General features: G+C 73.9%; 15 protein-coding genes. 7 read left to right on the top strand and 8 right to left on the bottom strand.

The annotated features are described in order from the left end of the window. Window positions 1-5: 5 nt before the first annotated feature. From paaD to paaA, 4 genes are read right to left on the bottom strand one after another with little or no spacing between them, the layout of a single operon-like run. Entirely contained in the window at window positions 6-518 is a 513-nt protein-coding gene (paaD, locus tag ACIBBD_RS18295) for a 1,2-phenylacetyl-CoA epoxidase subunit PaaD (protein WP_399420436.1), read from the bottom strand. Next, window positions 515-1390: a 1,2-phenylacetyl-CoA epoxidase subunit PaaC gene (paaC, locus tag ACIBBD_RS18290; RefSeq protein WP_399420469.1), complete on the bottom strand. Its 876-nt coding sequence runs from the start codon at window positions 1388-1390 to the stop codon at window positions 515-517. Before paaC ends, paaD begins: the two co-directional genes overlap by 4 nt. Then, entirely contained in the window at window positions 1374-1685 is a 312-nt protein-coding gene (gene paaB / locus ACIBBD_RS18285; protein ID WP_399420435.1) for a 1,2-phenylacetyl-CoA epoxidase subunit PaaB, read from the bottom strand. The genes paaC and paaB overlap by 17 nt, the downstream gene beginning before the upstream one ends. Next, entirely contained in the window at window positions 1682-2803 is a 1122-nt protein-coding gene (paaA, locus tag ACIBBD_RS18280; protein ID WP_399420434.1) for a 1,2-phenylacetyl-CoA epoxidase subunit PaaA, read from the bottom strand. Before paaA ends, paaB begins: the two co-directional genes overlap by 4 nt. A 305-nt stretch (window positions 2804-3108) precedes the next feature. Between paaA and ACIBBD_RS18275 the strand changes: the two genes are divergently transcribed. The 3 genes from ACIBBD_RS18275 (at window position 3109) to ACIBBD_RS18265 (ending at window position 5802) form a co-directional block, all read left to right on the top strand. Further along, complete coding sequence (locus ACIBBD_RS18275; RefSeq protein WP_399420433.1) at window positions 3109-3357, top strand: acyl carrier protein; 249 nt, start codon at window positions 3109-3111, stop codon at window positions 3355-3357. Continuing rightward, a complete protein-coding gene (locus tag ACIBBD_RS18270) occupies window positions 3357-4841 on the top strand; it encodes a class I adenylate-forming enzyme family protein (RefSeq protein ID WP_399420432.1) in 1485 nt (494 codons plus the stop codon). Before ACIBBD_RS18275 ends, ACIBBD_RS18270 begins: the two co-directional genes overlap by 1 nt. A 145-nt stretch (window positions 4842-4986) precedes the next feature. Continuing rightward, window positions 4987-5802, top strand: coding sequence for a 4'-phosphopantetheinyl transferase superfamily protein (locus ACIBBD_RS18265; RefSeq protein WP_399420431.1), 816 nt, complete (start codon window positions 4987-4989; stop codon window positions 5800-5802). Window positions 5803-5864: 62 nt separating this feature from the next. Here the strand turns inward: ACIBBD_RS18265 and ACIBBD_RS18260 are convergent, their stop codons facing one another. The 4 genes from ACIBBD_RS18260 to ACIBBD_RS18245 all read right to left on the bottom strand — a co-directional run bounded on the left by ACIBBD_RS18260 (window position 5865) and on the right by ACIBBD_RS18245 (window position 20013). Continuing rightward, window positions 5865-6059 (bottom strand): antitoxin, encoded by a 195-nt coding sequence (locus tag ACIBBD_RS18260; RefSeq protein WP_399420430.1) that lies wholly within the window; start codon window positions 6057-6059, stop codon window positions 5865-5867. Between the two features lie 121 nt (window positions 6060-6180). Continuing rightward, window positions 6181-7410: a crotonyl-CoA carboxylase/reductase gene (gene ccrA / locus ACIBBD_RS18255; RefSeq protein ID WP_399420429.1), complete on the bottom strand. Its 1230-nt coding sequence runs from the start codon at window positions 7408-7410 to the stop codon at window positions 6181-6183. Between the two features lie 68 nt (window positions 7411-7478). After that, window positions 7479-11291, bottom strand: a complete 3813-nt coding sequence (locus tag ACIBBD_RS18250; protein ID WP_399420428.1) for a type I polyketide synthase — start codon at window positions 11289-11291, stop codon at window positions 7479-7481. Continuing rightward, window positions 11284-20013: an amino acid adenylation domain-containing protein gene (locus ACIBBD_RS18245; protein ID WP_399420427.1), complete on the bottom strand. Its 8730-nt coding sequence runs from the start codon at window positions 20011-20013 to the stop codon at window positions 11284-11286. Before ACIBBD_RS18245 ends, ACIBBD_RS18250 begins: the two co-directional genes overlap by 8 nt. Before the next feature lie 470 nt (window positions 20014-20483). Between ACIBBD_RS18245 and ACIBBD_RS18240 the strand changes: the two genes are divergently transcribed. The 4 genes from ACIBBD_RS18240 to ACIBBD_RS18225 all read left to right on the top strand — a co-directional run bounded on the left by ACIBBD_RS18240 (window position 20484) and on the right by ACIBBD_RS18225 (window position 23254). After that, window positions 20484-21812: a condensation domain-containing protein gene (locus ACIBBD_RS18240; protein WP_399420426.1), complete on the top strand. Its 1329-nt coding sequence runs from the start codon at window positions 20484-20486 to the stop codon at window positions 21810-21812. A 60-nt stretch (window positions 21813-21872) separates the two neighbouring features. After that, the gene (locus tag ACIBBD_RS18235) at window positions 21873-22391 is read left to right on the top strand and encodes an RNA polymerase sigma factor (RefSeq protein WP_399420424.1); all 519 of its coding nucleotides are present in this window, start codon (window positions 21873-21875) and stop codon (window positions 22389-22391) included. A 66-nt stretch (window positions 22392-22457) separates the two neighbouring features. Continuing rightward, on the top strand, window positions 22458-22694 hold the full coding sequence (locus ACIBBD_RS18230; RefSeq protein WP_399420423.1) for a hypothetical protein: 237 nt from the start codon (window positions 22458-22460) through the stop codon (window positions 22692-22694). 131 nt (window positions 22695-22825) lie between these two features. Beyond that, window positions 22826-23254, top strand: a complete 429-nt coding sequence (locus ACIBBD_RS18225; protein WP_399420421.1) for a VOC family protein — start codon at window positions 22826-22828, stop codon at window positions 23252-23254. Window positions 23255-23387: the final 133 nt, after the last annotated feature.

Genomic DNA, 23387 nt, shown 5'->3' with positions numbered 1-23387 from the left:
CTGCCTCACAGCGCGGTCAGGTGGGGGAAGGGCTCGCGGCACGCCGTGCACCACAGCACCGACTGGCAACGGGACGGTCCGAAGGGACTGTGCGGCCGGGTGGCCCGCGATCCGCAGTGCGGGCAGGGCACCGAGCCCAGCTCGACGGGGACCGGTCCGTCGGGGGCCGGGGACACGGGCGGGGCGATGCCGTTCGCGGCGAGCTTCCGGCGTCCCTCGGGGGTGATCCGGTCCGTCGTCCAGGGCGGGGACAGCACCTGCCGTACGCGGCCGTCGGGGTGACCGCAGGCGGTCAGGGCCTCCCGTACCGCGGAGGTGATCGCGGGCAGTGCGGGGCAGCCCAGATAGGTGGGCGTGATCTCCACCTCCAGCACCCCGTCGGCGCCCGGGGCGACCGAGCCCACCACACCGAGGTCGCCCAGGCCGATCACCGGCAGCTCCGGGTCCGGGATCGCCTCCACCCGCTCGCGCACCTCGTGCACGGGGCAGGGGGCCGTGGTCGGTGCCGTGCCGGTCACCAGGTGCCTCCGGGGAACTGCCGGTGCACCGACTGGAGTTCGGCGATCAGCGGGCCGAACTGCTCGGTGTGCAGCCCACAACGGCCGCCCGTGGCCGACCAGGAGACCGTGGGCACGGTGAGCCCCGCGTCGGTGACGACGTCGGTGACGCGCTGTTCCCACTCCGCGCGCAGGGGCGCCGGTGAGGGGACCGTGCCGGAGGCGGCCAGCCGCCGCACCACGTCGTCCTCGTCGAACAGTTCGCCCGTGTAGGGCCACACCCGCTCCAGGCCCCGCTGCATGCGGCGGGTGCTCTCCGGGGTGCCGCGTCCCAGCCGCCGGGTCCAGCGGTCCGCGTGCAGCCGGTGGAAGGCGACCTCCTTGGCGGCCCGGGACCCGAAGGCGGCCAGTTCGGCGTCCGGGCAACCTGCCAGCGCCTCGTAGTGGAGGACCGCGTAGTGCGTGTAGACCAGCTGCCGGGCCACGGTCACCGCGAAGTCCTCGTTGGGCAACTCCGTGAGCAGGGCGTTGGTGAACTGGCGGTCCGAGCGGGTGAAGGCGAGGTCGTCCTCGGTCCGGCCGGTGCCGTCGAGCTGTCCGCTGCGGGTGAGCAGGGTGCGGGCGTGACCGATCAGGTCCAGGGCGATGTTGGACAGCGCCAGGTCCTCCTCGATGGTCGGCGCGCGCGTGATCCACTGACACAGGCGCTGCCCGAGGACGAGGGCGTCGTCGCCGAGACGCAGCAGATGCACGGCGAGATCGGCGTCGGACGGGCGGGCGAGGTCCGCGTCGGCACGGGCGCCGGGAGCGGAGGAGGTGCCGTCGGCCACGGTCGCCACCGGGGCAGCACCGGCCGCGGCGGCGTCCGCCAGGGTGTCACTCGGCGTGGTCACCATCGGGCCCTTTCTCGGTCAGCGGCGCGAAGTGCTCGGGATACCGGTACGGCTTGTGGCGGGCACCGGCGAAGTACGGGTCGCGCTCGTCCGGGGAGGCCGTGTGCACGGCGTCCGAGCGGACCACCCACAGCGACAGCGGATCGCCGCGGCGCGCGTACAGGTCGCGGGCCAGCGCCAGCGCCGCGTCCGGGTCGGCCGCGCGCACCGACCCCGCGTGCTGGTGGGCCAGGCCCCGACGGGCCCGCACGAAGACCTCCCAGGACGCCGGTGCGCCCTCCCGGTCGCGGTTCATGCGTGTTCCTCCGTCCGCTGCGGGGCGGTCACACCGGGCCGCGTCCCGTCCGTGCCGCCGGTCCCCGTCCGCTCCCCGGCGGCGGCTCCGGCCCGCGGGGCACCCGCGTCCGCGCGGGCGGCGTACGCGGCGGCCGCCTCCCGCACCCAGGCGCCGTCGTCGTGCGCGGCCCTGCGGTGCGTGATCCGCTGCCGCGCCCAGTGCGTGTCGTCGCCCAGCGCCTCGCGGTAGGTGTCCCAGTCGATGGGGGTGAAGTCGTAGTGGCCGCGCTCCTCGTTCCAGCGGATCGCCGGGTCGGGCAGCGTCAGGCCGAGGCGTTCGGCCTGCGGGACGCACTGGTCGACGAAGCGCTGGCGCAGCTCGTCGTTGGTGTGGCGCTTGATGCCCCAGGCCATCGCGCGGCGGGAGACCGCGGCGCCCAGCGCGGCCGTCCGCGCGTCGGCACCGCCCGCCGCGGTGTCCGGCGGCCCGAACATCAGCGCCACGGCCGGCAGCCACCAGCGGTTCACCGCGTCCTGCGCCATCTCCTTCTGCTCCGGCGTCCCCTCGCACAGCGCGCGCATCAGGTCGTAGCCCTGCCGCACGTGGAAGGCCTCCTCCTGGCAGACGCGGCGCATCGCCCGCGCGTACGGCCCGTAGGACGTGCGGCACAGGGGGGCCTGGTTGATGACGGCCGCGCCGTCCGTCAGCCAGGCGATGGCCCCGGTGTCCGCCCAGGTCAGCGCGGGGTGGTTGAACGTGGCGGAGGCGCGCTGCTGTCCCCGGTGCAGGGCCTCCAGCAGGTCGGCGCGGTCCACGCCCAGCGTCTCGGCCGCCGAGTACAGGTACAGGCCGTGGCCGGCCTCGTCCTGGACCTTGGCGATGAGGACCGACTTGCGGTGCAGGGACGGGGCCCGGGTGAGCCAAGCACCCTCCGGCTGCATGCCGATGATCTCGGAGTGGGCGTGCTGGGCGATCTGGCGGATCAGCATGCGGCGGTATCCGTCGGGCATCCAGTCGCGCGGTTCGATCGTCTCGCCCTCGGCGATGAGCGCGTCGAAGTGCGTGAGCAGCTCGCCCCGGTCCGCGGGCACGGCAGCCCGGTCCGCGGGTACGGCGGCGGTGGCCTGTGCGCTCATGCGGCACCGCCCGCACGAGCGGCGTGCGCCGCGGCGACGCGGCGCACCGGGCGCCCTCCCACGGCCCGGACCGGTACCGGCTGCCTGGGCACTCGCATCACTCCTTCTCCGTCGTGCCGGAACACGTCTTTCCGTTGCGGTAAGAGGACGGACACGGGCTCCGGCTATCCCTGCCGCACGCCGTTCGGACGCGTGACAAAGCTCACGAGCCGGTCCGGGGAGTGGAACCGGCCGAGTCCGCCTCTTGAGGGGGTGACAGTCGCGATCCGCACGGCGGCCGGCACGCCGAGGCGAAAGGGGAAACCATGAGCACCATCAGGGAGTTGCTGGTCGAGCTCACCGGCACGATCGACTACGCGGACAAGGTGGGCAACGACGTCGACCTCGCCGCCAGCGGCATCGACTCCGGGGACCTGGTGCGCCTCGTCCTGCTCGTCGAGCAGCGGCTCGGCGTGGAGATCACCGCGGAGGACATGGAGCAGCTGCACACGATCGCCGACTACGAGCGCTTCGTCGCCGAGCACTCCGTCGCCGGTGCCACCGGCGGTGCGTGATGTGGCTGACACAGCTGCTGGAGCGCAACCGCCAGTGCTTTCCCGACCGGACGGCGCTGGTGGACGAGCAGCGCAGCGTCACCTGGGCCGAGTTCCACGACCGTACCGTCGAACTGGCGCGCGGGCTGGCCGACCTGGGCATCGCGCGCGGTGACCGGGTCGCCGTGCTGTCCAAGGACCGTATCGAGGTCCTGGAGAGTTACTTCGCGCTCGCCCGGCTCGGCGCGCTGTTCGTGCCGCTGAACCACAGCCTGGCCGTGCCCGAGGTCACCGGCATCGTCGAACGGGTCGAAGCGGTGGCCGTCCTCGGCGAGTCGGACCTGCTGGACCGGCACACCGAGCTGCCGGAGTCGGTGCGGATCCGGCTGGCCCTCGACAAGCCCGCCTTCGAGACACTGGGCACCCTGGCCGCCGAGCGGGACCTGCCCGCCGTGGCCGACACCGACCCGATCGCCGTACTGCACACCTCGGCGACCACCGGACAGGCCAAGGGCGTCACCGTCGACAGTGGGTCCTTCCGGGCCATCGCCCTGGGCTGGCTGGTCATGGCCCGGCCCACCGACGACATCGTCATGGTCAACTGCTGCCCGCTCTACCACGGCAGCGTGGTCGTGTCCCTGACCTACATGGCGGCCGGCGCCACGGTGGTGCTGATGCCCGGCTTCACACCGCAGCGGGCACTGGCCGCGGTGGAACGGCACCGCGCCACGCACATGTGGATGGTGCCGCAGATGCTGCGCTTCATGTTGCAGGCCAAGGCGTCCCACAGCACCGACCTGTCCTCGCTGCGGGAGATCCTGTACGGCGCCGCCCCGATGCCGCTCGACGTGTACGCCGACGCCGTCCAGCGGCTCGGCTGCGGCTTCCGGCAGGTGTACGGCATGACCGAGGTCGGCGGCCCGTTCGTCACCCTCGGCCCTGACGAACACCCCGCTCCCGGGGACGTCACCGCCCGCATCCCGTGCGGGAGAGTGGTACCGGGCATGTCCGCCCGCGCGGTGGACGAGGGCGGCCGGGAGCTGCCGCGCGGCGAGATCGGCGAGATCATCGTGCGCGGACCGGGTCTCATGCAGGGCTACTGGAACGATCCGCAGGCCACCCGCGAGATCACCCTCGACGGCTGGATCAAGACCGGTGACCTGGGGTTCGTGGACGGACAGGGCCGCATCAGCCTCGTGGACCGCACGAAGGACGTCATCATCCGAGCGGGCCAGAACGTCTACCCCTCCGAGATCGAGCGCGCGCTGATGACGCACCCGGCGGTGCGGGACACCGCGGTCGTCGGAATGCCCGACGAGGACTACGGCGAGGTTCCTCTGGCCTACGTCGTCCTGGAGCCGGACGCGGACGCGGGCCCGGCGGAGCTGCTGGCGCATGTCGCGGGACTGCTCGCGCCGTACAAGCGCCCGCGAGGCGTGGAGTTCATCGAGCAGGTGCCGCGCAACCCCGCAGGAAAGATCATCAAGAAGCTGCTGCGGGTGTGAGGGTGCGCGGCGGTGTCCGGGGCGGGGCACGGTGACCGGGCGCCCCGCGACGACAGGTCCGGCCGGGGTCGGCGGCGTGTCCGCGCCGCCCCCGGCCGGCCGTGTTCCTCCGCGGGCCGCGGCCGGTGCCCCCGCCGCACCGGCCGTGTCCGGTCCCTGTTCCGCGGTCGGCGGCCCGGCGCCGTACCGCCGGGCGGACCGGGGCGACCGCACGCTCGGTGACGCCCGGCCCACCGACCACGCCCCGCGCGCCGACGGACGCCCGCTCGCCGCGACCGCAACGGCCCACGAACCGGACGTCCGGATGCTCACCCGGCTGCGCCCGCTCCTGGCCGCCGCCGGACTCGGCCTGGGCGTCGCCTCCGTGTCGGAACCGCGCCTGGCCCCCGCCGGCCCCTCCGAGGCGGCCGCGGCCGCCTCGATGCCGCCCCGGCGCCGCCTGGAGTTCCTGGCCGGCCGGCAGGCCGCCCGCCGGGCCCTGCGCGCGGTGGGACTGGACTGCGGCGAGATCCCCCGCTCGGGACGGCTGCCGGTGTTTCCGCCCGGGCGGGCGGCATCGATCGCGCACAGCGCCGGAATCGCCGTCGCCGTGGCCCGCCCACCGGGCCGGGACACACCGCTCGGCTGTGATCTGGAGTTCCGGCCGCTCCCCCACCGTGCCGCACGCCTGGTGCTGCGCGAGGACGAGGAGGACCTGCTGGTCACCGGCGCCCGGCCGGCGGACACGGCGTGGTCGGTGACGGAGCTGTTCTCGGCCAAGGAAGCCGCGTGGAAGGCCCTGCACCGCCCCGAAGCGGGCGGCCGTACGGCCGGGTCTTCGGGGACTCTGCGGGACCTGCGTGCGTGCCCGTCCGGGGACGGCCTGCGCATCAGCCTCCGCGCGGAGCCGGCCCGCGCGGTACGGGTACGCGTGGTGCCCCTGGGGACAGGAGTGCTCAGCTACGTCCTGGGCCGGTCCTAGCCGACCACACGCTCGCGGCCCCCGGCGCTGTGCGCCGGGGGCCGCGGGGTCGGACGCGCGGTTCAGCGCTCCGTCGTACCGCTGTCCCGGTAGGAACGACGTGCTGCGTCGGCGGCCTTGTCGGTCTGGGCGTCGTACTTGTCACCGGTCCGCTTGTCGACCGCTCGCTCGGCGCTCGTCACACCCTTGTCGGCCTGGTCGGGGTGGCCCTTGGCCATCTCCTTGGCCTTTTTCGCCATGTCTCCCAGCTTGCCCATGGGATACCTCCCGCGATAGCGCGTGCGTCGTACCTCGCCGCGAGTACCCGGCACGCCCGGGGCATATCACCCGAACACACGACGAGGTCCACCCGGCGGACGGCCGCGGGAGCCGAGCCCGTCACATCCGGGCGTTCACCAGCACCGCCATGTTGCCCGCCGGGTGGCGGTTGTCGTGGATGAGCTGGTGGGCCAGGCCGATCTCGTCGAAGTCGAAGGTCCGGGACAGACAGGGGTCGACGACGCCCTGGTCGATCAGCCGGGTGATCTCCCGTGCCTCGCGGGCGCTGGCCACGTGCGACCCCTGGAGCCGCTTCTGCCGCATCCACAGGAAGCGCAGGTCCACGTCGCCGTTGTAGCCGGTGGTGCCGCCGCAGATGACGACCATGCCGCCGTTGTCGCACAGGTACATGGAGGTGGGGATGGTGTCGGCGCCCGAGTGCTCCAGCACGATGCGCGGGCTGCGGCGCTCGCCGAGCACGTCCCAGAAGCGCCGGCCGAAGGCGCGGGCGCCGGACAGCCAGCGGGCCATCGCGGCCTCGTCGGAGGTGTCCGGCAGCCGCCCCCAGTGATCGAACTCCCGCCGGTCGATCCACCCCTTGGCGCCCAGCTTGAGGCAGAACTCGCCGCGTTCCTCGTTGGAGACGACCGCGACCGGGATGCCACCGACGTGCCGGACCAGCTGGATGGCGATGCAGCCCAGGCCGCCGGCGCCGCCCCAGATCAGCACCGGGTCGCCCGGTCGCACCGTGTGCGGTTCCCAGCCGAAGAGCTGGCGGTAGGCGGTGGCGGCGGTCGCCATGTAGCAGGCGGCCTCCGCCCAGGACAGCCGGGCCGGCTTGGGGTGGCACATGTAGTCGTCGACGACCGCGAACTGTGCGAAGGAGCCGTAGTTCTCCTCGTAGCCCCACACCCGCTGGCTGGTCGAGAAGGCCGGGTCGGCGCCGAGGCGGATGTCCTCGGCGGCCTCGTCCCACCGGTTGGCGAGGACGACGACCTCGTCACCGAGGCTCACCCCGCGCACGTCCTCGCCGACCGCCCACACGATCCCGGACAGGTCGGAGCCGCCGATGTGGAAGTCCTCGGTGGCGCCCGCCTTCTGGCGTGCGGCGATCACGTCGAGTGGTGAACCCAGCGCGGCCCACACGTTGTTGTAGTTGATGCCGGCCGCCATCACCTTCACCAGCACCTGGCCGCGGCCGACGGGAGGGACGTCGACCACCTCGGTGCGGAAGGCGTCGACGGGCCGGCCGTAGCGCTCGCGGCGGATGAGCGAGGCGTACATCTTCTTGGGGACGGTGCCGATCTCGGGCGCGTCGCCGAGCTCGTAGAGGTCCTGGGTCGCGTTCACGCGGGGTCTCCTGAACGGTCGGGGCGTACTCGGTGGGTCGGGGATCGGGGCGGACGGCGCCCGGCGGCTCACTCGTGGAGTCCGCTCAGGGCCTTGGCGACCGCCTCGCCGATACGGGCGATCGGCTCGGGTTCGGTCATCTCGTAGTGGCCGCAGGGCACTCGGTGGTCGTGCAGGGTGCCGTCGACGTGGGGCCGCCAGCTGTCGGCCTTGCCGGGCAGCACCGCCAGGTCCGCCGGGAATTCGGTCGGCTCCTCCTGGGCCGCGCTGAAGAACAGCACGTCACCGCGGTACACACCGGGCGTGAACTGCGGGGCGACGCGCAGGTTGTTGCGCATGACGGCGGCGATCGCGGCCGCCTCGGCGCGCGTGACGGGCGCACTGGACGGGTCGGCCGCGAGGCCGGCCTCGATACGGTCCAGGACGGTGTCGACGTCCGGCGGCGCGGCCCCCGGTTCGACGGGCAGCCCGGCCACCCTCGACAGCAGTGCGGCCACCTGTCGTTCCGCCGCCTCGGGCTCGTAGGTCGTGCCGTGCGGCTGCGGCGCGTCGAGCATGGCGAGGAGTTCGACCCGCTCGCCGCTCTCCTGGAGCGCGCAGGCCATGGCGTGCGCGACGAATCCGCCGTAGGACCAGCCCAGCAACCGGTACGGGCCGTGCGGCTGCACCTGCCGCACCAGCTCCAGGTACCCGCTGACCATGGCGGCGGCGTCCGGTGCGGGCGGCCGGGTGCCGTCGAGGCCGGCCGCCTGGATGCCGTACACGGGCTGGTCGCCGCCGAGGTGGGGCAGCAGGCCCGTGTAGCGCCAGGACACGCCCGCGCCGGGGTGGAGACAGAACAAGGGGGTGGCGGTGCCCTCCGCGCGCAGCGGCAGCAGCGGGCCGAGCGCGGTGACGGGGGCGCCTCCCGCCGTGTCCTCGCCCGGCTCCTCGGCGAGGACGCCGGCCACCGTGGGCGCGGCCAGCAGCTTCGCCGCCGGGATGTCGAGGACGCCGGCCTGGCGCAGCCGGCCCGCCAGCAGCACGGCGCGCATCGAGTCGCCGCCGAGGTCGAAGAAGTTGTCGTGCACGCCGATGCCGCCGATGCCGAGGGTCTCCTCCCACAGCCGGGTGACCGCCTGTTCGCGGTCGGAGCGCGGCGGCACGTGCTCGGTGGTCAGCCGGGGCCGGGGGGCGAGGGCCGGGCCCGCCTCCGCCTCGGCGGGTGTGTCGGGCGCGGCGGGGTCCGTGCGGGCGCCGGGGGCGTCGATCCAGTGGCGGTGGCGTTCGAAGGCGTACGGCGGCAGCGGGACCCGTCGGGCCGTGTCCGGCACGGGCGGGAGGGCGGTGTCCACGCCCGCGCTCCACAGCCGGCCCAGGGCCTCCGCGAGGACGAACCCGTCGGAGGCCTCGGCCTTGGCGTGTCGCATGGTGGTCACCGTCACGGGCGCCTCGTCGGCGAGCCGCCCGGTGGCCAGCTTGGTCAGGGTGTCCCCCGGCCCGATCTCCACCAGCACGGGGCGCAGGCGGTCCCACAGGGCGGTGATGCCGTCGGCGAACCGCACGGTGTTCCTGGTGTGGTCGAGCCAGTGCCGGACGGAGGTGGCCTGGTCGTCGGTGACCCAGGTGCCCGTGACGTTGGTGACGTACGGGATCCGCGGCGGGCGCAGCGTGACCTGGCGCAGGTGGGCCTCGAACGTCGGCAGGACCGGGTCCAGGACGTGGGAGTGGGCCGCGACGGGGATGCGCAGGCGGCGGAACGGCACGCCCCGGCGGGTGAGTTCGGCCTCGAAGCGGGTGACGGCGTCGAGGTGTCCGGCGACGGTGCAGGCGCTGGGGCCGTTCGCCGCGGCCAGCGACAGCTCCTCGTCGAGCAGCGGCTGTACCTCCTCGGCCGGGGCGGCCACGCCGACGGTGGCGCCGCCCGCGGAGCTGATGAGCCGGATGCGTTCGGTGACCAGGGGCAGCATGTCCTCCAGGTCGATGACCCCGGCCAGGCAGGCGGCCGTGTACTCGCCGAGCGAGTGGCCGATCAGCGCGTCCGGGCGCACGCCCTGTTCCATGAGGGTGCGGGCCAGGGCGTACTCGGTCACCACCAGGCCGAGGAACGCGGCGGTGTCATCGGGCCGCTGCTCCTCGAACAGGGCGGTACGGACGTCGCTGCCGAGTGCGGGGCGCAGGATGCGGGCGCACTCGTCGACGATGTCGCGGTAGACGCCGTGGTCGCGGTGGAGCTCCGCTCCCATGCCGGCGTACTGGGTGCCGCCGCCCGGCAGCAGGAACGCCACGCGGGCGGGCTCGTCGGACAGCGGCGGGGTGCCCGGCGCGGCGGCACGCAGGGCGTCGAGGGCCTCCTCACGGGAGGCCGCCGTGACGGTGAGGCGGTGGCGCAGCGCGGGCCGGTCCGCGCGCAGGGAGTGCGCGACGTCGTCCAGGCGCAGCTCGGGACGCCGCTCCAGGTGCCGGGCGAGGGCGTCGGCCTGGCCGCGCAGGGCGCCGGCGGTCCGCGCGGACAGCGGCAGCACCAGGCGGCGTCCGTCCTCGGGCGGGCAGGGCGCGGCCGGGGCGACAGGCGGGGCCTCCTCCAGGATGACGTGGGCGTTGGTTCCGCCGATCCCGAAGGCGCTGACGGCGGCCCGGCGGGGGTGGTCGCCCGCAGGCCAGTCCTCCAGGGCGGTGGGCACGCGGAAGGGCCCGGAGGCGAAGTCGATGAGGGGGTTGGGCCGGTCGAAGTGCAGGCTCGGCGGGATCTGCCGGTGCTCCAGGGCGAGGACCGCCTTGATGAGCCCGGCGATGCCGGCGGCCGCGCCCAGGTGGCCGATGTTGGTCTTCACCGAGCCCAGGGCGCAGAACCCGGTCCGCTGCGTGCTCTGCCGGAACGCCTCGGTGAGCGCGGACACTTCGATCGGGTCGCCGAGCTTGGTGGCGGTGCCGTGCGCCTCGATCAGGCCGATGGTGCCGGCGTCGACCTCCGCCTGGGCCTGCGCCGCGAGGATGACCTCGGTCTGCCCGGCGGCACTGGGCGCGCTGAAGCCGACCTTGCGGCGGCCGTCGTTGTTGACGGCGCTGCCCCGGATGACGGCGCGAATGCGGTCACCGTCGGCGAGCGCGTCCTCCAGGCGCTTGAGCACGACGGCTCCCACGCCGTCGCCGGAGGAGGTGCCGGCGGCGTCCGCGGCGAAGGCGCGGCAGTGGCCGTCGGGCGAGAAGGGGCCGTCGGGTACGTGCCGGTAGCCCAGGGCGGCCGAGGGGTTGAGGGAGACGGCGGCGGCGAGCGCGGTGTCGCAGCGGTAGTCGAGCAGGTCCTGGCAGGCGGTGTGCACGGCGACGAGCGCGGTGGAGCAGGCCGTCTGCAGCGACACGCTCGGGCCGGTCAGGCCCAGCTCGTAGGAGACGCGGGTGGCGAGGGTGCCGAGGGAGTTGGCGGTGGCCGCGTGCACGAGCGCGACCGAGCCGGGCTGCCCGGCGTAGCGCGGGTACACGTGGGCGGGGTAGTAGCGGCTGTCGCCGCTGCCCGCGTACACGCCGAACGCCTCGTATGTGCGGTCGCCGCCGAGGCAGCCGGCGTCCTCCAGGGCGTGGTAGGCCGTCTCCAGCAGCAGCCGCTGCTGCGGGTCGACCACGGCGGCCTCGGCGGGGCTGTAGCCGAAGAAGCCGGAGTCGAAGCGGTCCATGCCCTCGACGACGGAGGCCATGCGGACCAGTGAGGGGTCGTCGAGGTCGCGCGGGTCGCCGCCCGCGGCGAGGAACTCGTCGTCGGTGACGGGCCGTACGGATTCCCGGCCCGCCGCGAGGTTGTCCCAGAAGGTGTCGAGGTCGTCGGCGCCGGGGAAGCGGCCCGCCATGCCGATGACGGCGACGGCGGGGGCCTCCTGCTCGTGCGGTTCGGTGGTGTCAGACATGGCCTCGGTCCTTCCCGTGCCGTGCGGTACGGCGCGCGCGGGCCGCACGCTGCCGCTGTGCTTGTTCCTTGGCTCGGTCCAGGCCGCTGGGGGCGGCCTCGGCGGACCGTTGTGCTGCGGGGGCGGCGGTCCGCTGTCCTGAGGACTCGCCCGGGGGTGACGGCTCCGCGGCCGCCCGGGTGCCGGTGCGCGTCGACAGGTGGCGGGCCAGGTCGCGCACGGTGGGGTGGGCGAACAGGTCGACGACCGAGAGGTCGGTGTCGAAGGCGCTGTTGACGGCGGACTGGGCGGTGACGAGGAGCAGTGAGTTGCCGCCCAGGTCGAAGAAGTTCTCGTCCCTGCCCACCCGGTCGCGGCCCAGGACCCCGCACCACACCTCGGCGAGCCGGCTCTCCAGCCGCCGCGGGTCCTCGCCCGGGTCCGCCTGGTCACGGTGTTCGGTGGTGCCCGCCGAACGCAGCGCCCAGTCGTCGCCCACGCCGGTCGCGCCGGCGCTGTCGGCCGCCGCGCGGTACAGGGCGCCCAGGTCGGCGCCGTCCTCCAGGCCGACGCGCGCGGCCAGGCGCCGCACTTGGCGGACCGGGGCCACCACGTGGCTGCGGACCCAGGGGGCGCTGCGGTCGGCGCCGATCAGGAGGTGCGGTTCGTCCAGGGTGCGGGCCAGGTCGAACGAGCGCAGTGCGGTGGGCGCGTCGAGCAGCCGGTAGCCGCGGGCCTCGGTGAGCGCGGTGAGCCGGTAGCCGCGGCTCATGCCGTGCTCGCGCCACATGCTCCAGGCCAGGGACTGCGCGGGCAGACCGAGGCTTCGGCGGTGCAGGGCGAGGGCGTCGAGGTAGGCGTTGGCGGCGGCGTAGGCGGCGTTCATGGCACCGCCGAAGTAGCCGTTCACCGAGGAGAAGGTGACGAAGGAGCCGACCGGGTGGTCCTCGGTGAGCCGGTGCAGGGTCCACGCACCGCGCACCTTCGCCTCCAGCGCCCGGCGCCAGGTGGCGGCGTCCAGGTCGCCCACGGGGCGTTCGACGAGGGTTCCGGCCAGGTGCAGCACCGACGCCGGCGGCACGCCCCACGCCTCGGTGGCCGCGTCCACCGCGGCCCGCACCTGGCGTTCGTCGGTGACGTCGGCGCGGGCGTAGCGGACCTCGCCCAGCTCGCGCAGTCGCCGGAGGGCCTCCGCGCGGCCCGATTCGGCTCCCTGGGGCTCGAGTTCGGCCTGCGGGGTGCGGCCCATGATCAGCAGCCGCGTCCCGGGCGTGCGCAGCAGATGGGCCGCGATCTCGCTGCCGACGCCGCCCAGTCCTCCGGTGATCAGGGTGAAGCCGTCGGGTGCGGGCGTCTGGGCGCGCGATGGTGTGTCGGGCAGGGCAGCGAGGCGGCGTACGTGACGACGCCCGTCGCGGTACGCCACCTCCGCGCCGTCCGCGGCGACCGTCGCCTCGGCCAGCAGGACGGGCAGCGGGTCCCCACCGTCGTTCGGCGGGAGATCGAGGTGCGCCCCGCGCAGCCAGCCGAACTCCTCCTGCAGCGATTTGAGCAGGGCGCCCGCCATGGCCTGCGCGGGGCAGGGACGGTCCCCGGGGCGCACGGCCCGGGCACCCGCCGTCACGTACACCAGGTCGACGGGGCGCTGCCGGCCGGGCCGGGCGGCGAGGGCGCGGGCGAGCGCGAGCAGGCGCTCGGTACCGGTCGTGTCGTACGGCGCCTGCTCCGGCGTCCCGGTGACACGCAGCCCGCCGAGGTGGACGACGGCGTCGACGGGGCGCTGGTCGCGCTCCAGCTGTCGCAGCAGCTCGGTGCAGTCCGCTTCCTCGGCAGGGCGGACGTAGTAGCGGGCGGCGTCGAGACGCGCGTACGCCGTCCCGTCGCCGACCACCGTGCACAGGCCGCCGCCGTCCCGCAGCGCGTCGGCGAGCCGGTCGGCGAGCCGCTGCACCCGGGGGTCGCCGCCGGTCAGCACGAGGGTGTGCCGGCCGGCGGACGCGGCGCGTGAGTCCGGGCGTTCCGCCCGCTGCCAGACCGGGCGCAGGAACCAGTCGGGGACGGTGGCGGCGGTGCCCAGCAGCACCTGGGCGGCGCGCACCTGGTCGTCGAAGGCGCCGGCCTCGAAGTTCTTGCGCAGCCTGGTGCGCTGGATCTTGCCGATCTCGGTCTTGGGGATGGCGTCCGGCTCGACCGGGATCAGGAAGGCGGGGCTGACGCCGATCTCCCGGGTGACCTTGCCGGCGATCTCCCGCAGGACACCGGCGGTGTCCCGGGTGGCGGCCTCGGGGGTGAGGTGGAAGAAGAGGGCCAGTTCGTCGGTGGGCGAGGACGGATCGGAGCGCACCGCGACCGCGGCGGTGAAACTGCGCTCCACGTACGGCAGTTCCTCCACGCAGGCTTCGATCTCGTGGCTGTAGTGGTTGACGCCGTTGACGATGATGACGTCCTTGGCGCGGCCGGTGATGTACAGCTCGCCCTCGCGCAGGAACGCCAGGTCGCCGGTGTCGAACCAGCCGTCCTCGGTGAACGCCTCGGCGTTGGCGCCCGGGTTGTCGTGGTAGCCGCCGGTGACCGAGGTACCGCGGACCTGGAACCGGCCCGCCTCTCCCTCGGTCAGCACGTTGCCCCGCTCGTCCACGATCCGCATGGCGAACCCGGGGTAGGGACGCCCGCAGCTGACGAACGTCCCCTCGTCCGCGGCGGGTTCACCGGGCAGGACGGCGTCCGTGACCACCGAGCAGGTCTCCGACATCCCCCAACCCGGATGCATCACGTTCTGCGGCAGGCCGAAGGGCTTCAGCGTGTGCAGGAAGCGGCGGGCGGCCGACGCCACGACGACCTCACCGGCGTTCATCACCAGCCGCATCGGCGACAGGTCCCAGGTGCGGTCCGTGAAGCGGTGGGATTCCTCGGCGAGGAGACCGAAGGCGAAGTTGGGCGCCCAGGTGACGGTGACCCGGTGCCGGTCGGCCAGGTCCATCCAGCGCAGCGGGTCCTGAAGGATCCAGGAGGTCGGGGCGTGGATCTGGCGGCAGCCCAGATAGACATCGCGCAGGTGGAACATCACCACGCCGGTGACATGGTCCAGCGGGATCCAGTTCAGCGAGACATCGGTGCTGTCCAGTCCGTTCATCTGCTCGGTGGCAGCGGAGCGGGTCAGCACGTTGCGGTGGGTGAGCCGCACCGCCTTGGGCAGGCCCGTGCTGCCGGACGTCATCAGCATCAGGATGAGGTCGTCCGGCCGGGCGGGGTGCCAGTCGTGGTCCTCCGGTGCCTCACGCAGCGCGTCGGCCGTGGTCAGCCGCAGCCCGGGCCACTCCTGCCGGGCGGCCACGTCACGCAGCCCGGCCTCGCGGCCGGCGGAGCACACGACCCAGGGCCGGCCCAGCATCCGCCAGATGCCCTCCAGCTTCGTCAACGCCGCCGAAGGAGTGTCGTAGGAGGCCGGCACGGTCAGCGGCACGGCGACGAAACCGCCGAGGATGCAGCCCCACAGCACGGCGAGGAAGTCCTCGCTCACATCGCACTGGAGGATGACCTGGTCGCCGGGGCGCAGGCCCGCCCGCCGCAGACCGGCCAGTACACGTGAAGCCTCCGGGATCAGGGAGGCATAGCTGCGCCGGTGCTCACTGCCGTCGGCGTGGACGTGCACGATGTCGCCCCGGTCCAGCTCCGCCGCGCGCCGCAGGGCCTGCGCCCAGCCGGACACGGACGGCTCGGCAGGCGCGGGACCCTCACTGAGCGCCGGGACGGCGGAGGTCTCGGCCGCGCTCCCGGTGCTGTCGGCCGACGCGGGTTCCGGCGTGCGGTCGGGCAGGCCGGCGTGGCGGCGCCCCAGTTCCCCGGGGGTGTCCTCGACCGACACTTCGGCGGCGGTGACGCCGGGAACGCGGGCCAGCCGCTCCTGCCAGGCCTGGGCCGCGGCGCGGTCGACGGCGGGCAGGGAACGCAGCGCCGCTGTGTCGACGGTGCCGTCGGCGTCGTGGGGCAGCGCGTTGACCGCCGTGACGCGGACCGTGCCGTGGCCCGCGCGGTCCAATACGTCCTCGACGCGTTCGGCGGCGTCCCCCCGTCCAAGCACCACGTACAGGCGCGGCGGCTCGCCGTCGGTGCCGGGAAGGGCGCGGGCGTCGCGGACGCCGGGGACGGACAGTGCCGCGTCCTCCAGCTCCCCGGTGTCGGCAGCGGCGGGGGCGGGGGCGCGCTCGGGGATCGTGGGCAGCTGTCCGACGCGGACGCCGGGCTCTGCGCACACCGTGCGCAGGACGTCGTGCAGGGCGTGGGCGAACGCCTCGGCCGTGCCGGCGTCGTACAGGTCCGTGGCGTACTCGACGTGCAGCGCGAGGCCGTCGGGGGCACCGTCGGCAGCGCGGCGCTCCAACACGTCCACGAAGAGGTCGAACTTGGCGGTGCCGGTGGCGGTCGGCTGCAAGTGAGCCTGGTGGCCGTCCAGTTCGAGTACGGCGGGTTCGTTGTTCTGGAGGGCCAGCATCACCTGGAAGAGGGGGTGCCGCCCGGCCCTACGCGGCGGGTTGAGTTCCTCGACCAGCCGGTCGAAGGGCAGGTCCTGGTGGTCCAGGGCGGCAAGATCGGCCGTGCGCAACCGGGCGAGGAGGTCGCGGAAGGCGGGGTCGCCGGAGGTGTCGGCCCGCAGGACCAGGGTGTTGGTGATCAGGCCGATGAGGTGGTCGAGGGCGGGTTCGGTGCGGCCCGCGACCGGGGTGCCGAGGACGATGTCCTCGCCGGCGCCGCAGCGGGTGAGCAGGGCGCTGACGGCGGCGTGCAGCACCATGAACAGGCTGGTGTTCTCGCGGTCGGCGAGACCCAGCAGGTCACGGTGCAGAGCGGCGTCGATGACGGTCTCGACGTGCGCGCCGCCACCGCGCGGCGCGGCGGGGCGCGGCCGGTCGCCGGGCAGGGTGCACTCCTCGGGCAGACCGTCCAGAGCGGCGCGCCAGTGGGCGGTGAGCCGCTCCAGCCGGCCCGTGCCGTCCGGTTCGGGCGCCAGCAGGGCGCGCTGCCACAGCGCGTAGTCGGCGTACTGCACCGGCAGCGGGGTCCACCGGGGCGCCCGGCCCGCGCGGCGGGCCGCGTACGCGGTGCTCAGGTCGTCGGCGAAGGGGCGCAGCGACCAGCCGTCGGCCGCGCTGTGGTGCAGCACGAGCAGCAGGGTCCGGTCGGTGCCGGTGCCCAGCAGCCAGGCGGCCAGCGGGCTCTGCGCGGTCAGGTCGAACCGGTGCCGCAGTGCGGCGGTGACGTGGGCGGTGGTCTCGGCGGCGGGGCAGTCGACGCGGCGCAGCTCCGGCCGCAGTCGGCCGGGCGGCACGATCCGCTGGTACGGCACGCCGTCGTGCTCGGCGACCACGGTGCGCAGGCTCTCGTGGCGGTCGGCCAGGTCGCCGAGGGCCGCTTCCAGCGCCTCGGCGTCGAGGTCGGCGTCCAGCGCGACGAGGAGCGGGATGTTGTAGGTGGCCGCTCCGCCGTCGAGGCGGTTGAGGAACCACATGCGTTCCTGGGCGAAGGACAGCGGTACGCGTTCCGGGCGTACGGCGTGACCGAGGGCGGGCCGGGGCAGGGCGGTGTCGGACTGCGCGGCGAGCCGGTGGGCGAGGGCGGCCGGTGTCGGTGTCTCGAACAGGGCCGTGATGGGGATCTCCGCGCCGGTCTCGTGCCGCAGGCGGGCCAGCAGGCGGGTGGCGAGCAGGGAGTCGCCGCCGAGGTCGAAGAAGTTGACGTCGGTGCCCACGGTGTCGCGGGGCAGCTTCAGTACGTCTTCGAACAGCGCGCAGACGAGGGCCTGTCGCGGCGTCTCGGGGCGGGTGCCGGAGGCCTCGGCGGCGAAGTCCGGGGCGGGCAGGGCCTGGACGTCGAGCTTGCCGTTGGCGGTCAGCGGCAGCGCGTCCACGGGGACGCAGGCGGCCGGGACCATGTGCTCGGGCAGGTGGGCGGCGGCGTGGGCGCGCAGGTCGGCGGGGTTCGCCGGTCCGTCACCCGTCGGCACCGTGTAGGCGACGAGCTGCTGGGCGCCGTTGTCGGCGCGGCGGACCACGACTGCGGCGCGGGCGACGCCGGGGTGGGCGGCGAGGACGGCCTCGATCTCGCCCGGCTCGACGCGGAAGCCGCGGAGCTGGACCTGAGCGTCGGCCCGGCCGAGGTAGTCGAGGGTGCCGTCGGGGCGGCGCCGCGCCAGGTCTCCCGAGCGGTACATGCGGGTACCGGGCGGGCCGTAGGGGTCGTCGAGGAAGCGTTCGGCGGTCAGCTCGGGCCGGTTCAGGTATCCGACGGCCACGCCGGCACCGGAGACGTACATTTCGCCGGTCGCGCCGGGCGGCACCGGGCGTCCCTCGGGGTCGAGCAGGTGGACGCGCAGATCGGCGAGCGGGGTGCCGATGACGCTGCCGCGGCGCGGGTCGTCCAGGTCCGCCCGGGTGATGAGGTGGTGGGTGACGTGCACGGTGGTCTCGGTGATGCCGTACATGTTCACCAGCGCCGGGCGGTCCAGTCCGTGCCGGTCGGCCCAGGGGCGCAGGCGGGCCGGGCGCAGGGCCTCCCCGCCGAAGACGACGTAACGCAGCGCCCCCGTGTCGCCGTCCCGTTCGAGGTCGGCGTCGATCAGCTGCTCGAACGCGGACGGCGTCTGGTTGAGGACGGTCACGCCCTCCCGGTGCAGCAGCTCCAGGAAGTCCCTGGGCGAGCGGCTGACGGCGTACGGGACGACGACGACCCGGCCGCCGTGCAGCAGGGCGCCCCAGATCTCCCACACGGAGAAGTCGAAGGCGTAGGAGTGGAACAGCGTCCAGACGTCGTCCGCGCCGAAGTCGAAGTGCCCGGCCGCGGCGGCGAACAGCCGCACGACGTTGGCGTGCGGCACGGGTACGCCCTTGGGGCGGCCGGTGGAGCCGGAGGTGTGGATGATGTACGCGGTGTCGGACGGGTTCGTCGGCCCCTGCCGGTCGGCGTCGGTGAGGTCGTCGCCGGAGCGGCGCGCGAGGTCCGCCGTGACCTCCGGGTCGTCCAGGAGGACGGCGGGAACCGCGTCCCCGGCCAGGTGGGCGTGGGCGCGCTCGGTGACCAGGACGACGGGCGCCGCGTCCTCGACGACCAGCCGCAGCCGCTCGGCCGGATGCCCGGGGTCCAGGGGCAGGTAGGCCGCCCCCGTCTTGAGGACGGCCAGCAGGGCGGGCAGCAGCCGCACCCCGCGCTCCAACGCGAGCGCCACCACGCGCCCCGGGCCCGCGCCGCGTCCGGTCAGCAGCCGGGCCAGGCGGTTGGCCTCCGCGTTCAGCTCGGCGTACGTGAGGTGTTCGTCCCCGCAGGTGACGGCGGTCCGCTCGGGCAGGGACGCCGCCTGTTCCTCGAACAGTTCCGTGAGGGTCCGCTCGACGGGATACGTGCGTACGGGGGTGTCGCGGGGGTGCTCGCCCGGCAGCAGGAGGTCCAGGTCCCGCAGCGGGGTGGCCGGCTCGGCCTCGGCCAGCTCGCGCAGCACCCTGAGGAACCGGTCGCGGTGCAGGGCGAGCTCGTCCTCCTCGTACAGGGCGGGGTTGGCGTCGAAGGCCAGCCACATCCCACCGGCCCTCCGCCCGGGCCGGACCGAGATCTGGAGGTCGTCGACCGCTCCGCCGGACAGGTGGTGCCAGGTGGCGGGGTGGCCGCCGAAGGTCAGGGGCTCGTCGAACGGGACGATGTTCAGCACCGGCCCGTACAGCCGGCGTCCGGTGCCGAGGAGGCCCAGGTCGCGGCGGATGAACTCGCCCCGGTACTGCTGGTGCCGGCGCAGCGCCTTCAGTTCGTCCGCGACGGCCCGCACCAGCTCCGCGACGGGCGTGCCGGGGGCGGCGGCCACACGCAGCGGAAGGACGTCGGAGGCCGTGCCGGGGGTGCGCAGCGCAGCGCTGCCGAGCCGGCTCATCGTGGCCAGGCCGAGCACCAGGTCCCCCGCACCGGTCATGCGGTGCAGATACGCGGCGGTGGCGGCGGTCAGCAGGTCGGTGCGCGAGACGCCGAGACGGGCCGCGGCCGCGTCGAGGGCTGCGGCTTCGGCGGCCTCCAACTCGGCGGTGCGGCGCAGGAAGGGAGCGGTGGGTGCGGCCGTACGGGAGGTGAGCCGGGCGGGCTCGGGCAACCCGGCCAGGCGCTGCGCCCAGTGGTCACGGTCGCGGACGTACCGCTCGGAGCCGCGATAGGTCTCCTCGTCCGCCTGGAGTCGGCTCACCGGCGCGAACCCGGAGGAGTCCGGCTCGCGTCCTTCTGCCAGCGCGTTGTACGTCTCCGCCAGGCGCCGCCCGAGGAGCTTGTAGCTGTAGCCGTCCAGCAGGATGTGATGGGCCCGCAGCAGCCAGATGAAGCGGTCGGGGGCCAGGGTCAGCAGGGTGTGCGAGAACAGCGGGCCCTTCTCCGTGTCCACGAGGGCCGCCAGGTCCGTGCGGATGAACGCCCACGCGGCGGCCTCGGGATCCTCGGCGCCGCTGACGTCGACCCGGTGCAGGCTCCAGTCGTCCGCGTCCGGAGCGGGGTGGCACCGAGGACCGTCGTCGGTGTCGACGAACCGCAGGGCGAAGGTGTCGGCCTCACCGACGGTGCGCCGCAGCGCGGCCTCGAACAGGCCGGTGTCGAGGGGCCCCTGGATCTCCACCGCTTCCGCGGTGTTGTACGCGGCGCTGTCCGGCGCGAGCCGCCCGGCGTACCAGAGGCCCTCCTGGGCCCCGGACAGCGGTCGACGTTCGTCCTCCTGCAGTGACATAGCACAACCCTCACGTGACAAGCCGTAATGTCCCGGACGAAGAAGGCCCGGCCGGATCGGACGGGTGCGGCCACCGCTCCGTGGCGCCCTCGCGTGTGTGTACGCGCCGGGCCGGCCCGCGAGGCGGAAAAGGGAGGTCGCACACCAAAGGCAAGGGGATTCGTATCGCCCAGCCCCGGTTTCACAGGACCTCACGGTGAGATACCGGGCCCGACGGGTCAAGCCAGGACGGGGCCCCGAGCGGCGATTCAGGTGTTTCCCCAGCGACTGCTGTTCGAGGGAGTTCACGGCCCGAGCCGACTTCTAAGGAAAACACGCGACTTCGCCGTGCACCGGGGTTCTCGGATGGATTCGGCCGCGTTCCCCGGTGCACTCTCGGAGGGACCCCGATTCCCGCGGCCAGCAGGCGGCGACAGGCCGCTCCCGGGCCGTGGACACACACGATGGACGAGGGAAAGAAGGCTGACGGCATGCACCGTGTGCTGTGTCCGGTCGAGTCACTCTACGTGGGCCAGAGAAGCAGGGCCGTCCTGTCCTGTTCCCTGCGCGGACGCGTCGACGTCGAGGCGCTGTCGGCCGCGTTCGACGCCATGACACAGGCGAACCCGACGCTTCGTTCCCGCATCGTCGAGGAGGGCGCGGGTCACGTACTGCGCCTGCTCGACGAGGACGAGCGGCCCCGGCTGGTCACCCGCACCGGCGCCGAGGACGAGGCCTACGCGGCGGAGCTGAACAGCCCTCTGCCCGTCGGGGGGCCGCTGAGCCGCGCCGTCCTGGTCAGCGCGCCGGACGGGGAGAGCCACCTGTTCGTCCTGGTGGTCGACCACACCGTCACGGACGGCCACAGCAGCATCGCGCTGCACAACGCGCTGTGGGACCGCTACCGGACGCTGGTCCACGAGGGGCCCACCCTCGAAGCCTCCGTGGCCGACACGCCGCAGTGGCCGCGCCCCGTCAGCCAGTTGCTGCCCGCGGCCGACGAGGCCGACACGGCCAAGTACCTCGACGGCCGTGTGGAGGAGACGAGACGGCACCCGGTCGAGCTGGTGTCGTACGACGTGCGGCGTCCGTCCGCCACCGGCGCGGTCGACGAGGGCGCAGCCGGGGACGGGCACATCGAGGTCTGCCGGCTGACCCTGGACACGGGACTCACCACGCGTCTGCGCCGCACGGCACGCGCCTGTGGCGTCTCCGTGCACGCGCTGGTCGCCGCGACGCTGCTGGCCACCGCCAGGCGGCGCCTGGACGGTGACGGCCCCCGCACGCTCGGCTGCCTCTCCCCCGTCGACCTGCGCTCGCGGCTGTCCCCGCCGCTGCCCACGTCCGACATGGTGCCCGCGGTCACCACCCACCTTCAGACCCTCGACGTGTCCGAGACCCCGGACCCCCTAAACCTGGCGCGTACCGTTCACGCCCGCCTGGGCGACTTCATCTCGCGCGGTGACCACTTCCACGAGATGCGCATCACGCCGGAGATCCCCCGGAATCCCACGCTGCAACTGGCCACAGTGATCGTCACCAACATGGGCGTCGTCGCGGGCCCGCGGCTGCCGAGCGGACTGGAGGCCGTCGACGTCCGCCTGGTGCCGGCTCGCGAGCACTACTTCCCGCAGGCAGGACGCAGTCCCGTCATGGCGTGCGTGGTCTCCTTCGAAGGCCGGCTCGCCATCGAGTTCCCGCACTACACCGCCTGCTTCAGCCCGTCCTTCATGCGGTCGTTCCGCGACGACGTGCGGAGCGGACTGGTCGACCTGGCGAGCGCGGCGGGGACCGGGCCCGCCCGCGCGGCCGCGGGCTGAGCCCCCTCCCTTCCGCTCACTCACACGCCGATCCGGCGACGTAAGGAGCCCTACCCCGTCATGACCACCGTGAGTGAACTCCCCTCCCCCCTGACACTGCTCCCCCGAGCCCAGTCGGGCGACGAGGACGCCATGAACCACCTGCTGACCGCCATCACCCCTTACGTCGCGCGCATCTGCCGTTCCATCACCCACGCCGACGACGCCGACGCCGCACAGGAGGCGCTGCTCGCCATCTACCGCGGCCTGAGCACCCTGCGCGAACCGGCGGCGTTCTACGGCTGGGTGCGCTCGGTGACGGTCCGCGAGGCGATCCGCACCGCCAAGCGCAACGGCGAGGAACGGACCTGCTCGCAACTGGAGTCGCGGCAGGAGACCAATCCGCTGGACGCGGTGCACATCAGCGACGTGCTGGAACGTCTGTCCCAGGCGCACCGGCAGGTCCTCACCCTGCGTGCCTACGGGCTCAACGAGGAGGAGATGGCCGAGGTCCTCTCCCTGCCCGTGGGCACCGTTCGCTCCCGCCTCTTCCGCGCCCGCCGCCGGTTCCAGGAAGCGTGGCAGCCCTCGGCGGCATGAGGCGGGCGCCCTCTGTCGCCGGGCGGCATCCGGCATGGCGGGTGCTGTGCCCGTACGCCGGCGGCCGTGGCGGTGGGCACCGTCACGGCCGCCGCTCGGGAGCCGACCAACCCCCGTTCCCCGCTACTTCACGCGGCCCCGAGGGCCCGCGCACTCACTCACGCCCTGCTGTCCGAGGAGGACCTGCGCCTGTCCTGCCGTGACCGGGTACGGCTGTCGGTCCTCGAGGGCCAGGTGATGATCCGCAGGGTCACTCCAGCAGTTCTCCACAGCGGCCGGGTGCGGCGCGGCAGTGATCAGTGAGAGGACCTCTGCATCCGAGGGTCGTCCCGTAACTGGTCAGTGGGATGGGGCTGGTTGGCCAGGACCGGGTCCTGGGGACCACCGGCGGGCTCCGCCGCCAGGGGGCAGAGTCACTCTGGTACGGTGCGCCGATGTCAGAGATCAAGAAGTTCCAAGTCACCTTTGACTGCGCGGAACCTGAGCGCCTCGCTCGTTTCTGGTGCGAGGTGTTGGGGTACGTCGTGCCGCCGCCACCGGAGGGGTTTGCCACTTGGGACGAATACAAGCGCTCGCAGCCGCCTGAGCAGCGGGATTCGTGGTTCGCCTGCGTTGATCCCTCAGGCGTGGGCCCGCGACTGTACTTCCAGCGCGTCCCCGAAGGGAAGGCCGCCAAGAACCGGGTGCATCTGGATGTGCGGGTCGGCACCGGGCTCGTGGGTGAAGAGCGCCTCGCCGCACTCGAGGCCGAACGCGCACGGCTGGTCCCGCTCGGCGCGGTGCACGTGCGGACGCTGTATGACGGCAATGATGCGTGCATCCCGATGCTGGACATCGAGGGCAACGAGTTCTGTATCGACTGAGCATTCTCCGAGCCGGAGAGGCGAGGAGCCGTCCCGAGGCCCGGCTGCTCCTCACCGGCTGGTACGCGCGGGACCGGCAGAGCGTCCTGGAGAACGCCCATGGGCAGGCCATGACGGCGTCCCGGGCACCAGG

It is taken from the genome of Streptomyces sp. NPDC051315 (genome assembly GCF_044455165.1).
GTDB lineage: Bacteria > Actinomycetota > Actinomycetes > Streptomycetales > Streptomycetaceae > Streptomyces.
The sequence above is the reverse complement of the archived record's forward strand: the minus strand, read 5'-3'. Positions and strand labels throughout refer to the sequence as shown.